We start from the raw sequence: 12746 nt of genomic DNA, 5'->3' as shown, positions 1-12746 counted from the left end.
TCAAGGAACGGACGCTTCCTTCGTACTCACCCCTGCGGGCTTTCCTCCGGACGTTTTCGTTCGGTGTTTCTGTTGTTCTTGCGTCTCCGACTCTATCAGACTGTTTCCAGTGCCGATTTCCTCGGTTTCCGCTCGATGCTTTCCAGGTTCTTCGCTTTCGCGTTTTCCCTTTCCGGCGGCTCCGACTCTATCAGAAGTATTTCGGCCGAGTTAATCGGCTTCGTGATTCTGAAAGGCAATCGGAAGGCCCTCACGTGGAATCAATTTTCCAGGAGAGCGAGAGAGATGCTAACTGGCTGCCTCAGAGTTTGTCCAACTCGTGGCAACCGTTCGAATCTACCTCCCCCTTGAAGCCATGTCAATGACCTTGGGGCGAAGAGAAGACTAGCAGGTCAGACGGGGTGCCTGCACATCACGCGGCGGTCGGGAGCCCGGCACTGCGGTCAGCGAGTTCGACATCGCCCTGTTCGCCGGATCGGGCCGCGCGGCCTCCGCATACGTACACGTACACAAGGAAGGCCAGCTCTGCGACGACGCCGATGGTGATGCGGGCCCAGGTGGGGAGGCCCGAGGGGGTGACGAAGCCTTCGATCAGGCCGGAGACGAAGAGGACCAGGGCGAGGCCGAGGGCCATGCCCAGGGCTGCCCTGCCCTCTTCGGCCACGGCGGCGCGGCGGGTGCGGGGGCCTGGATCGATGAGGGTCCAGCCGAGGCGCAGGCCGGTGCCGGCGGCGACGAAGACGGCAGTGAGTTCCAGGAGGCCGTGCGGTGCGACCAGGCCGAGGAAGGTGTCGAGGCGTCCCGCGGAGGACATCAGGCCGATGCCCACGCCGAGGTTGAGCATGTTGAGGAAGAGGATCCAGAGGACCGGAACACAGAGGAAGGCGCCCAGGACGAGACACATGGCTGCCGCCTGAGCGTTGTTCGTCCAGACCTGGGCGGCGAAGGAGGCGGCGGGGTGGCTGGAGTAGTACGTCTCGTACTGGCCGCCGGGGCGGGTCATCTCGCGGAGGTCGGCCGGTACCCCTATCGAGGCCTGGACCTCGGGGTGGGCGGCGATCCACCAGCCGATGACGGCGGCTACGGCTATGGAGAGCAGTGCGGTGGGGATCCACCAGCGGCGGGAGCGGTAGACGGCCGCCGGGAAGCCGTGGGTCAGGAAACGGGCCGCGTCGCGCCAGGAGGCGCGGCGGGTGCCGGTGACGGTGGAGCGGGCGCGGGCCACGAGCTGGGTGAGGCGGGCGACGAGAACGGGGTCGGGAGTCGTCGATTGCAGGAGGGAGAGGTGCGTGGCGGTGCGCTGGTAGAGGGTGACGAGCTCGTCGATCTCCGTGCCGTCCAGACGGCGGCTGCGGCCCAGGAGGCGGTCGAGGCGGTCCCACTCGGCGTGGTGGGTGGTCACGAAGACGTCGAGGTCCATGATCGGCTGCTGCTCCAGGCACTGGGTCCGGGTCCGACGGGATGGCACAGCACTGCGCGCGCTGGTTGTCAGCTTGGCAGACTGAGGATTTCAGGGGCGGGAAGGGCTGCGAGAGGTGGCACCGGTGAGCGGGTTCGTGACGGGCGATGCGGTCGTGCTGGGGGTGCGGCCCGCGCGTCTGCCGAGTCGGGCCCTGGCGCTGCTCATCGACATGGTGGTGATCTGGGCGCTGTATCTCGGCATTTCGCTGGGGCTGGTGCTGGCCACCGCGTCGCTGGACGAGGCGGCTGCGGCGGCGGTCATGGTCGGATCGTTTCTGCTGGTGCTCGTGGGGGTGCCGATCGCCGTGGAGACGCTGACCCGTGGGAAGTCCCTCGGAAAATTGGTCTGCGGGCTGCGGGTGGTCAGGGACGACGGTGGCCCGATCCGGTTCCGGCACGCGTTGGTGCGAGGGGCGGTGGGGGTCGTGGAGATCCTCGCGACGTTCGGGGTGGTGGCCTGTGTCGCGTCGCTGGTCTCCGAGCGGGGGCGGCGGATCGGGGATGTGTTCGCGGGGACGCTGGTGGTGCGGGAACGGGTGTCGGCGGGGCGGGTCGACGCGGTCCCGCCTCCTCCGCCGTGGCTGGCGGGGCGGTTCGCCTCGTTGGATCTGTCGCGGGTGCCTGACGGTCTGTGGCTTGCGGTACGTCAGTACCTGACCCGGATGCGGCAGTTGGACCCGCAGGTCGGGGCACGTATGGCGGAGCGGCTGGCCGGGGACCTCGCGGAGCGCACCGGGGTGGACGTACCTCAGGGGGTGGCGCCGGCCGCGTATCTGGCGGCGGTGATGCAGGAGCGGCAGATGAGGGACGCGCGGCGGGTGACGCGGGGGGCGGAGGCAGGTGCGGGGTTGCCGTACGCCGGTGCAGCGGCAGTGGATGTGCCGGGGGCGGCTGGTCAGGGTGGGATCGCCGGGCTGGGGGGTGCGTACGGCTCGGTGACGGATGGGGGGCCGGAGATGACGGGGCCCAGTGGGGCTCCGGGCGGCGGCTCGCCTGCTCCTGCTCCTGCTCCTGCTCCTGCTCCTGCTCCTGCTCCTGCTCCTGCTCCTGCTCCTGGAGGGTCTGTGATGGGGCGGGAGGGTGGGAAGTCTGCGGGGACGGGGTTTGTGCCGCCGACTTAGGAGTCGGTGGGGGCCGGGTCTGTGGGCTCGGGGGGATCGGTGGGGAAGGCCGAGGGTGGGGTTTCCAGGTCCTCCAGCTCGATGCCCGGGGCGGAGAGGACGACGTCGCCCGCGATGTGGACCTGGTGTTGTTCCCCGGTGTCCAGGTCGTTGACCTGGTATTCGTCCACGGTCAGAGGTCCGTTGTCAGTGGCGTGTGCTTCGCTTTTCACCAAGGACCAGGACTGGTCGAGCGTACGTGGTGCCAGGACCGGGTCCGTGAAGCAGACCAGGCGGACGCGAGTGGCCGGGGAAGCGGGGGTGAGGCGCAGGAGACGGGAGAGGGCGACGAGGAACGCCGGGGAAGTGCCGGTGAAGGCGTGGGCGCGGACATTGCCTTCGGTGGCGTGAATCCCGGTCGGGTCGGTACGGACCCAGGTGACGCCGTCCAGGGCGGCGCCCCGGACCTGCCAGCTCGCGGCGTGGAGTTCGAGGCGGATGGGGCGGCCGAGGTCGTCGAGGGCGAGGTCGACGGAACCGGCGTGGTCGCCGGAAGGGGTGGTGGTCTGGGAGACGTAGCGCCAGCCGGAGGGGCCGGGTGCGCAGTGGAAATGTTCTTCGCCGAGGGGGCGGTGGTCGTGGGGATCGTGGAGCGAATATCGGCCGCGGGGCATGGGGTGTTTCGGGTCCTTCGGGTCGCTTGAGGGCCGGGCCCTGCGGGGGCGTGGGAGGGCCGGCGCGTCGGGGACGCGCGGGTCGTCGGGCGGGAGGGGCGTGCGGGCCGCCGGTCGTGCGCAGTTCCGTCGGCGGGTCGCGGGGCTCCGGTGGGGGGGCGGTGTGTCGGCCCGTCCGGTGGGGATCGTACGGGGGGGGCGGGTCGTGGGGGCCGTGGTGCGTGCGGGATCCGGTCCGGTGATGGGCCGTAGGACGTGAAGGGGGTGGGAGTTTCCGGTCGGCGGCGCGCGGGGGGGCCGGGGCCTGGTGGGCCGGGGGCGGCCGTGGGGACGGGGCAGGCCCCCGGCACTGGGTGGCGGGGGCCTGCGGGACAGCTGGGCTGTCGGCTGCTGCTGGGGGGCGGCGTGCTGCCGGTCGGATCAGTAGCGGTAGTGGTCCGGCTTGTACGGGCCCTCGACCTTGACGCCGATGTAGTCGGCCTGCTCCGGGCGGAGGGTCGTGAGCTTGACGCCGAGGGCGTCGAGGTGGAGGCGGGCGACCTTCTCGTCGAGGTGCTTGGGGAGCACGTAGACGTCGGTCGGGTACTCCTCCGGCTTGGTGAACAGCTCGATCTGGGCCAGGGTCTGGTCCGCGAAGGAGTTGGACATCACGAAGGAGGGGTGGCCGGTGGCGTTGCCCAGGTTCAGGAGGCGGCCCTCGGAGAGGACGATGAGGACCTTGCCGTCGGGGAAGGTCCAGGTGTGGACCTGGGGCTTGACCTCGTCCTTGACGATGCCGGGGATCTTGGCCAGGCCGGCCATGTCGATCTCGTTGTCGAAGTGGCCGATGTTCCCGACGATGGCCTGGTGCTTCATCTTGGCCATGTCGGCGGCCATGATGATGTCCTTGTTGCCGGTGGTGGTGATGAAGATGTCGGCGGTCTCCACCACGTCGTCGAGGGTGGCGACCTGGTAGCCGTCCATCGCGGCCTGGAGGGCGCAGATGGGGTCGATCTCGGTGATGATGACGCGGGCGCCCTGGCCCCGGAGGGACTCGGCGCAGCCCTTGCCGACGTCGCCGTAGCCGAAGACGACCGCGACCTTGCCGCCGATGAGGACGTCGGTGGCGCGGTTGATGCCGTCGATCAGGGAGTGGCGGCAGCCGTACTTGTTGTCGAACTTCGACTTGGTGACGGCGTCGTTCACGTTGATCGCCGGGAAGAGGAGCGTCTGGTCCCGGTGCATCTCGTACAGGCGGTGGACGCCGGTGGTGGTCTCCTCGGTCACGCCGCGGATCTCGGAGGCGAGCTGGGTCCACTTCTGGGGGCTCTCACCGAGGGTGCGGTTGAGGAGCGTGAGGATGTGCGCGTACTCCTCGGAGTCCGCAGTGGACGGGTCCGGGGCGGCGCCCGCCTTCTCGAACTCGACGCCCTTGTGGACGAGGAGGGTGGCGTCGCCGCCGTCGTCCAGGATCATGTTCGGGCCGCCGGTGGGGGTGTTCGGCCAGGTCAGGGCCTGCTCCGTGCACCACCAGTACTCCTCCAGGGTCTCGCCCTTCCAGGCGAAGACCGGGACGCCGCGGGGGTCCTCGGGGGTGCCTTCGGGGCCGACCGCGATGGCGGCGGCGGCGTGGTCCTGGGTGGAGAAGATGTTGCAGGAGGCCCAGCGGACCTCGGCGCCGAGGGCGACCAGGGTCTCGATGAGGACCGCGGTCTGGACGGTCATGTGGAGGGAGCCGGTGATGCGGGCGCCCGCGAGGGGCTGGGCGGCGGCGTACTCCTTGCGGATCGACATCAGGCCGGGCATCTCGTGCTCGGCGAGAGTGATCTCCTTGCGGCCAAAGGCGGCGAGGGAGAGGTCGGCGACCTTGAAGTCCTGGCCGGTGGCGTCAGTCGTCATGAAGTGCTGCTCCTCGTGAGGTCGTTCGAGGTGGTTGCGGCTGATCTGCGGCGACGGGCATGCGAACACACGAATGCCCGAGCACTCGCAGCGCAGTCCGTCGGAGGCCCTCTCTCCCTCGGCCGGTCCTGCGGACCGCCCGACCGCCATCAGCAGCGACGTCTGGCTAGGTCTACGAACTTACACCGATCGGCCCAGTCGGCCCCAGTCCGCCCCTGGGACCGGGCCCGGCGGAAGTCGCGTTGCGGGGCGGGGCATTTCGGGGTGTTCGGGGCCCGGGGGCGGGTTCGGTGCTGGTCACGAGGGGTGCGTGCCGTGAGCCGGCCAGGTGCGGGAGCGATGTGGGGGCGGGGCCGAAAATCGTACGGTCGGACCAGGGAAAGGCCGAAGGCCCGCGCCGGGGGCGGCGGGGCCTTCGGGGACGGGCGGGGGTGCGGTCAGAGGGTCTTGTCGGGGGTGGGGCCGCCCGGCGTGCGGGCCGGGTTCCGGCCCGAGGCGGCGGCGGACTCGCTGTAGATGTCCGGCTCCAGGTAGATGACGCGGGCGATCGGGACCGCGGCGCGGATGCGGTCCTCGGCGGCGTTGATCGCGGAGGCGACCTCGGCTGCGGTGTCGTCGTGCTGGACGGCGATCTTGGCGGCGACGAGGAGTTCCTCGGGGCCGAGGTGCAGGGTGCGCATGTGGATGACGTCGGTGACGTTGTCGTCGGCGACGATCGCGGCCTTGATCTTGGCGACCTCCTCGGTGCCGGCGGCCTCGCCGAGCAGGAGGGACTTGGTCTCGGCGGCGAGGATGATCGCGATGGCGATCAGCAGGATGCCGATGCAGAGGGTGCCGATGCCGTCCCAGACGCCGTTGCCGGTGGCGAGGGCGAGGCTGACGCCGACCAGAGCGAGGACCAGGCCGACCAGGGCGCCGAGGTCTTCGAGCAGCACGACGGGGAGCTCGGGGGCCTTGGCGCGGCGGACGAAGTTCTTCCAGGACTGGTTGCCGCGGGTCTGGTTGGACTCCTTGATCGCGGTGCGGAAGGAGAAGCTCTCCGCGATGATCGCGAAGACGAGGACGCCGACCGGCCAGTACCAGGCCTCGATCTCGTGCGGGTCGTGGATCTTCTCGTAGCCCTCGTAGATGGCGAACATGCCACCGACGGTGAACAGAACGATGGAGACGAGGAAGGCGTAGATGTAACGCTCGCGGCCGTAGCCGAAGGGGTGTTCCGGGGTGGCTTCGCGCTTGGCCTTCTTGCCGCCGAGCAGGAGCAGGCCCTGGTTGCCGGAGTCGGCGAGCGAGTGGACGCTCTCCGCGAGCATCGAGGACGAACCACTGAAGAGGAACGCCACGAACTTTGCTACGGCGATCGCGAGGTTGGCTGCGAGTGCCGCCACGATTGCCTTGGTGCCGCCTGACGCGCTCATGGGTGCAGGGTTCCTTCCTGGATGTCCTGGGTGCTGCGGCCCGAGCGCCGCTGTGGGTGTGGCGGCACATTGTTGCAGCTTGGCCGGGGCGAGGGGGGCCGGTGGTGCGTCAGACGGCGATGGTGGCCCGGAATACGGTGCCAGGGCCGGACAGTTCGGTCTTTTCGCCGGCCGGTACGAAGACGGACTCGCCCGGGGCCAGGGGGAGGTCGCCCGCGCGCGGGGAGCCGGCGGTGCACAGGAGGATCTGCGGGGCGCCGGCCGGGAGGCGGGCCGGGGCGGCGTCGGCGGCGAGGACGTAGCGGGAGAGCCGGAACTCGTCGATCGGGGTGTCGTACAGCTCCTCGCCGTCGGGGGCGGCTTCGGGGCGCAGGACTCCGGGGTCGGTGGCTTCGAAGCGCACGACGCGCAGGAGTTCGGGGACGTCGACGTGCTTGGGGGTGAGGCCGCAGCGCAGGACGTTGTCGGAGTTGGCCATGATCTCCACGCCGAGGCCGTCGAGGTAGGCGTGCGGGACGCCGGCGCCGAGGAAGAGGGCTTCGCCGGGCTGGAGCCGGACGTGGTTGAGGAGCATCGCGGCGAGGACGCCCGGGTCGCCGGGGAAGTGGTGGGCGAGGCCGGCGTAGGCGGCGTACGCGGCTGCTTCGGTGGGAGCGGTGGCGGAGTCGGCGGCCAGGCGGGCGGCGGCGTGGGCGGTCGCGGTGACGGTCGCGGCCATGTCCGCGGGGTCGGCGGTCAGTACGGCGGTGAGGACTTCGCGCAGGGCGGCTTCCTCGGGGTGGGCCCGCAGCAGGTCGGCGTAGGGCTTGAGGGAGTCGACGGCGAGGGCGTCGAGGAGGTCGGCCGATTCGGCGGGAACCCGGAAGCCGCACAGTCCGTTGAACCCGGTGAGCGCGCAGATGAGTTCGGGCTTGTGGTTGGCGTCCTTGTAGTTGCGGTCCGGGGCGTCGACGGGGACTCCGCGTCGTTCCTCGTCGGCGTATCCCTCCTGCGCCTGGGCGAGGTTCGGGTGGACCTGGAGCGAGAGGGGTGCCCCGGCGGCGAGCACCTTGAAGAGGAACGGCAGTCGCGGGCCAAACTCCTTCACCGCCGCCGGGCCGAGCTCGCCCTCGGGGTCGGCGGCGATGACGTCGGAGAGCGGCCGGAGCGCCCGGGGGTCGCTGTCCGTGGGCCGGTCGACGGCGCCTGCGGCGTCGCGGGCGGCGGGTGTGCCGTGGGCGCCCCGGGTGGGGCGGGCGATGCGGGAGGGTGCGCCGGGGTGGGCGCCCATCCACAGTTCGGCCTGCGGTTCGCCGGTGGGCTCGGTGCCGAGGAGTTCCGGGATGGCGGTCACGGAACCCCAGGCGTAGGGGCGCACGGTGTTGGCGAGGCGATCCATGGTGGCTCTTTCCGGTCCGGGGCCGTGGTGCGGACTCGATCCTCGGGGACGACCGGGACGTCCCGGCGACGAGTCCGTGGAGCAGGAGAGAAGAGAGGGTTTTCTGGGGTTGCGTAAGCGGGGTCGGCGGCGGGTGCCGACGACGGGGTGCCGGTGGTCAGGCGGCGGGGGGTGCGGTGGCGGCGAGGGCGAGGTAGGCGGTCGCGAAGTCGGTGACGGCGAGGAGTTCGGCGAGGCTTTCCAGTTCGCCGCCCTCTTCGGGTTCGAGTTCGCTCAGGGGGGTGTCGTGGCCGAGGGCGAGCTCGCGGGCGGCGGGGGCGGCGGAGAGGCCTCCGGTGGGGCGGTCGCGGAGCAGGACCACGCGGGCGCGCAGGGCCTGCGGTTCGTCCACCCGGTCGCGGAAGAAGTCGTCCGGGTCGGCCCCGGCGGCGTACCCGCCGGTGAGGAGCATGCCGTGGGCGGGCAGCGCCTCGGGGAGTTCGGCGGCGAGGGCGGGGCGGCCGGCGAGTTCGGCCAGGACGGCGGCGAAGCGGCGGCCGGCCGGGGCCGCGAGGATGCCTTCGGTCCACACGAGCGGGAGGGCGTCGACGAGTTCGGAGGCGAGGGTCTTGGCGGGGTTGCTGTAGGTCACGATCGCGGGGCCGCAGCGTTCGGCGGTGCGGTCCAGGCGGTCGGCGACGCCCTGGAGGGTGTCCGGCGGGGCGGAGAGCAGGCCGACCCGGTCCAGCAGGACCAGGAGCGGGGTGAGGAGGGCCCAGAGCGGGCCGGGGCCCGCGGTCGAGCCGTCGTCGTACTCCTCCTCGTACGGGGCGACGGCCATCGGGACGAGGAGGCCGGTCGCGCCGTTGACGGACTCGCTCAGCGGGGAGCGCTGGGGGGCGACGGCGACGACGGTGCAGCCTCGGCGGTAGGCCTGCTCGGCGAGGAGGGCGAGGCCGGGTTCGGCGCCGTCCGTGGTGACGAGGAGGAGCAGGTCGACGGGGCCCGCCCAGCCGGGGAGGGACCAGCGCAGGGCGCCCGCGGCGGGGGCGACGCCGGTCGGGCGCAGGTGCGTCACCGGGCAGGTGGCGCCCGCGAGGGAGGCCAGCAGGTCGGCCACGCCGGTGGCGGCGACGCCGGGGCCCGCGATCAGTACGGCGCGGGGGCGGCCGTCGGGCTTGAGGTCGGCGAGGCCGGCTTCGGTGGCGTGCCGGACGGCGGTGCGGACCCGGGCTCCGGCTTCGGCGGCGCCGCGCAGGAGGCCGCGGTGGTCGGCGCGGGCCAGTGCTTCGGGGCTGTCGAGGAGCGAATCGTCAAGCATGGGGTGGGGCCTCCGATCGCCGTGCACGGGTGAGGGCTTGGAGCTCGTGCGGAGGGGGATCGGGGTGCTGGGTCCCTGCTCCGGGTGGGCTGGGGGTGCGGGGTGGATGCGGGATGGGTGCCGGGTGGGCTGCGGGTGTGCTTGGGGTGTGCGCCCGATGTGCTGCGGACGGGTGGCCCGGCCGGGGCGCGCGGCGTCGGCCGGGGTCGGAGCGTGGTTGATCAGGCGGGGCGGCGGGCCTCGTCGACCAGGAGAACCGGGATGCCGTCGCGGACGGGGTAGGCGAGGCCGCAGTCCTTGCTGGTGCAGATCAGTTCCGGGGTGTCGGCGGCCGACTTGTCGCCGAGGGGGGAGTGGCAGGCCGGGCAGGCGAGGATCTCCAGAAGGCCGGCTTCGAGGGGCATGGGGTGGTCCTTTCGGGGGGCGTGGGTGGGGTGGGGTCAGCTTATCGCTGGGGTGGGGTGGGGTGGGGGCCTGCCGGGGGTGAGGGGTGCGGGGTCGGGCCCGGGGCGGGGGGCGGGGCGCGGTGGGGAGGGTGCCCGGCGCAGGTGCTCGGGCAGGGGCGGCACCCGGGTGGGCCGGGAGCGGGAGGGGCCGCCCCCTTGCCCGCCCTCCCCCAAGCTCTCGGCTTCGCTCGAGCAGGGGGTACCCCCCTCGCCCCCTTGGGGCGGCCCCGTCGCCCAAGGGGGCTGGGGGGAGTGAGGAAGGCGGCCCGCCGCCCATAGGGGCGGGGGCAGGGCGGGCCCGTCGCCCACGTGGGGGGGTGGCTCCCCGTCCGAAGGGGGTGGGGTTCTGGGGTCAGGTGCGGATCAGGGCGAGGACGTCGTCGCGGAGTTTGCGCATGGTGGAGTCGTCGCGGGCCTCGACGTTGAGGCGCAGCAGGGGCTCCGTGTTGGAGGCGCGGAGGTTGAACCACCAGTCGGTGCTGGAGACCGTGAGGCCGTCGAGGTGGTCGAGGGTGGTGTCCGGGAGGCCGGCATAGGCGGCCTGCACAGCCGCGGTGCTGGCGGCCTGGTCGGCGACGGTGGAGTTGATCTCACCGGAGCCCGCGTAGCGGTCGTAGGAGGCGAGGAGCGCGGAGAGGGGGGTCTCCTGGCCGCCGAGGGCGGCGAGGACGTGCAGGGCGGCGAGCATGCCCGTGTCCGCGTTCCAGAAGTCCTTGAAGTAGTAGTGCGCGGAGTGCTCGCCGCCGAAGATGGCACCGGTGGTCGCCATCTCCTGCTTGATGAAGGAGTGGCCGACGCGGGTACGCACCGGGGTGCCGCCGTGTTCGCGGACGACCTCGGGGACGGACCACGAGGTGATCAGGTTGTGGATGACCGTGCCCCGGCCGCCGTTGCGGGCGAGTTCACGGGCGGCGACCAGCGCGGTGACGGCGGACGGGGAGACGCCCACGCCCTTCTCGTCCACGACGAAGCAGCGGTCGGCGTCGCCGTCGAAGGCGAGGCCGAGGTCGGCGCCCTCGGCCAGGACGCGGGCCTGGAGGTCGACGATGTTCTTCGGGTCGAGCGGGTTCGCCTCGTGGTGGGGGAAGGTCCCGTCGAGTTCGAAGTACATCGGTACGAGGGTGACGGGCAGGGCGGCGAAGACGGTCGGGACCGTGTGCCCGCCCATGCCGTTGCCCGCGTCGACGACGACCTTCAGCGGGCGCATCGCAGAGAGGTCGACGAGGGACAGCAGGTGGGCCGCGTAGTCCTGCAACGTGTCGCGGGAGACGAGGGTTCCCGGGGTGTCCACCGGTGCCGGGGCCCCGGCCTGCGACCACTCCTCGACCAGGGCGCGGATCTCCGCGAGGCCGGTGTCCTGGCCGACCGGGGCGGCGCCCGCGCGGCACATCTTGATGCCGTTGTACTGCGCCGGGTTGTGCGAGGCGGTGAACATGGCGCCGGGGACGTCCAGGGTGCCCGATGCGTAGTACAGCTGGTCCGTCGAGCAGAGGCCGATCTCGGTGACGTCGGCGCCGCGGGCCGCCGCGCCGAGCGCGAAGGCGCGCGCGAGGCCGGGCGACGAGGGCCGCATGTCGTGGCCGACGGCGATCGATTCGGCGCCCGTGACCTGGACGAAGGCGGCTCCGAAGAGTTCCGCGAGGTGCTCGTCCCACTGGTCGGGCACCACCCCGCGTACGTCGTACGCCTTCACGATCTGCGACAGATCAGCAGCCACGTGCCACCCCTTGGAAAAGTCCTGTTCGGTCGCCCCAAACTACCCGTACGGGGGTTCTTCGGACCCTGCGGTGACGCATCGCGGGCGGAGCCGGCGCCTACTCGGGCGAGCGCAGGACCCGCAGGTGGCCGCGGCGGGCGGCGGAAGGGGAGGCCGGATTCACGGTGCGCGCGCCAGTGGCGTCGGGGTCGGCGGGGCGCTCGTGCGGCCGGGCGGCCTCGCGGACCGCGTTGGCCAGGGCTTCGAGGTCGTCACCGCTGGGGCGGGCCGGGGCGGAGTCGTCGGTGAGGCGCACGACCTCCCAGCCGCGGGGTGCGGTCAGGCGGTCGGAGTGCTCGGCGCACAGGTCGTAGCAGTGCGGCTCGGCGTAGGTGGCGAGCGGACCGAGGACGGCGGTCGAGTCCGCGTAGACGTACGTCAGTGTCGCGACGGCAGGACGACCGCACGCAGTGCGCGAACAGCGACGTACAGGGCTCACGACGTTGGACGGTACCGCACTCTTGAACGGGCCGCGACGACTCTCCCCCTACGTCACCCCACCGTGTCGTTCCCGGACGGCTGTGCCCGGCGTCGGCGGCGGCACCGTTGTGACCTGCGAGGAGACCGCTGCGGGCGGGAGCGGGGCGGCTTCCCGGGGGAGGTCGAGGGCGAGGAAACAGGTCGACTTCAGCGGGGCAAGAGGTCGCAGAGGTTATGAAAACGAGCCCGTGATTGGCTGAAATGATCATTCTGTTACGGCGAGGGCGGCTGAACGGAAGCCGGGCGGGTGATCGGCGGGAGCCCGGCGGAGCGCGGACGGGACGCGGACCGCCGTGCTGTGCGGAGGGCTACGCTGCGTCAGTGATGGACAGTTCCGGACCGCCCCGCTCCCCCGACCCGCACGCACCCGAGCCGTACGCCGTGGAACCGCGGCCCACGGGCCCCCGGCCGCGCAGGCGCGACCGCCACGGACGCGGCATGCGCGGGCCCGTCGCACCGCCGCAGGTGCCGCTGTCGGCCAGTAGGGCGGAGGCCTTCGGCGATCTCGTGCAGGACTCGGTGGAGCGGCTGGAGCGGCGCTGGCCGCAGCTCGCCGAGGTCGACTTCCTGGTGCTCGACGTACCGCGCACGGCCACCGCGGACGGGCCCGAGGAGTGGTCGGACGAGCCCGTTCCGCTCGGCGGTGCGGTGCCTTCCCGGGAGGGCCGGCCGGCGTGCGTGGTGGTCTACCGGCGTCCGGTGGAGATCCGCACCAAGAGCCGCGACGAGCGGGCGATGCTGGTGCACGAGGTGGTCGTGGAGCAGGTCGCGGAGCTGCTGGGACTGGCGCCGGAGTCGGTCGACCCGCGCTACGGGCAGGAGTGAGGGCGGTACGGGGGCGCGCCGGCGGCGGCCCCC

Annotated in this window: 11 protein-coding genes; 2 read left to right on the top strand and 9 right to left on the bottom strand. The window is 72.0% G+C overall.

Annotated elements, in window-relative coordinates; genetic code table 11:
* Positions 1 to 412: 412 nt before the first annotated feature.
* Positions 413 to 1420, bottom strand: a complete 1008-nt coding sequence (locus tag ACZ56L_RS09390) for a stage II sporulation protein M (protein ID WP_471062795.1) — start codon at positions 1418 to 1420, stop codon at positions 413 to 415.
* A 124-nt stretch (positions 1421 to 1544) separates the two neighbouring features.
* Between ACZ56L_RS09390 and ACZ56L_RS09385 the strand changes: the two genes are divergently transcribed.
* Positions 1545 to 2582 carry an RDD family protein gene (locus ACZ56L_RS09385; RefSeq protein ID WP_471062793.1) on the top strand — a complete coding sequence of 346 codons (1038 nt, stop codon included), beginning with the start codon at positions 1545 to 1547 and terminating at the stop codon, positions 2580 to 2582.
* Here the strand turns inward: ACZ56L_RS09385 and ACZ56L_RS09380 are convergent.
* The 8 genes from ACZ56L_RS09380 to ACZ56L_RS09345 form a co-directional block, all read right to left on the bottom strand.
* Positions 2579 to 3235 carry a hypothetical protein gene (locus ACZ56L_RS09380; protein ID WP_471062791.1) on the bottom strand — a complete coding sequence of 219 codons (657 nt, stop codon included), beginning with the start codon at positions 3233 to 3235 and terminating at the stop codon, positions 2579 to 2581. The two genes, ACZ56L_RS09385 and ACZ56L_RS09380, sit on opposite strands and share 4 nt — an antisense overlap.
* Positions 3236 to 3655: 420 nt before the next feature.
* Entirely contained in the window at positions 3656 to 5113 is a 1458-nt protein-coding gene (gene ahcY, locus ACZ56L_RS09375) for an adenosylhomocysteinase (RefSeq protein ID WP_345222347.1), read from the bottom strand.
* Positions 5114 to 5550: 437 nt separating this feature from the next.
* Complete coding sequence (locus ACZ56L_RS09370; protein WP_345222345.1) at positions 5551 to 6528, bottom strand: cation diffusion facilitator family transporter; 978 nt, start codon at positions 6526 to 6528, stop codon at positions 5551 to 5553.
* Between the two features lie 109 nt (positions 6529 to 6637).
* Entirely contained in the window at positions 6638 to 7906 is a 1269-nt protein-coding gene (gene manA / locus ACZ56L_RS09365; RefSeq protein ID WP_471062789.1) for a mannose-6-phosphate isomerase, class I, read from the bottom strand.
* A gap of 157 nt (positions 7907 to 8063) precedes the next feature.
* On the bottom strand, positions 8064 to 9206 hold the full coding sequence (locus ACZ56L_RS09360) for an SIS domain-containing protein (RefSeq protein ID WP_401753930.1): 1143 nt from the start codon (positions 9204 to 9206) through the stop codon (positions 8064 to 8066).
* 221 nt (positions 9207 to 9427) lie between these two features.
* On the bottom strand, positions 9428 to 9610 hold the full coding sequence (locus ACZ56L_RS09355; RefSeq protein WP_345222338.1) for a Trm112 family protein: 183 nt from the start codon (positions 9608 to 9610) through the stop codon (positions 9428 to 9430).
* Between the two features lie 394 nt (positions 9611 to 10004).
* Positions 10005 to 11369 carry a phosphomannomutase/phosphoglucomutase gene (locus ACZ56L_RS09350; RefSeq protein WP_345222336.1) on the bottom strand — a complete coding sequence of 455 codons (1365 nt, stop codon included), beginning with the start codon at positions 11367 to 11369 and terminating at the stop codon, positions 10005 to 10007.
* A 97-nt stretch (positions 11370 to 11466) separates the two neighbouring features.
* Entirely contained in the window at positions 11467 to 11847 is a 381-nt protein-coding gene (locus ACZ56L_RS09345) for a DUF3499 domain-containing protein (protein ID WP_471062786.1), read from the bottom strand.
* A gap of 365 nt (positions 11848 to 12212) precedes the next feature.
* Here ACZ56L_RS09345 and ACZ56L_RS09340 point away from each other — a divergent pair, with 365 nt between their 5' ends.
* The gene (locus tag ACZ56L_RS09340; RefSeq protein WP_380836835.1) at positions 12213 to 12713 is read left to right on the top strand and encodes a metallopeptidase family protein; all 501 of its coding nucleotides are present in this window, start codon (positions 12213 to 12215) and stop codon (positions 12711 to 12713) included.
* Positions 12714 to 12746 lie beyond the last annotated feature (33 nt).

It is taken from the genome of Streptomyces sp. NPDC039736, from assembly GCF_055596485.1.
Note: the sequence above shows the minus strand (reverse complement) of the source record. Positions and strands in the feature narration are given on the sequence as shown.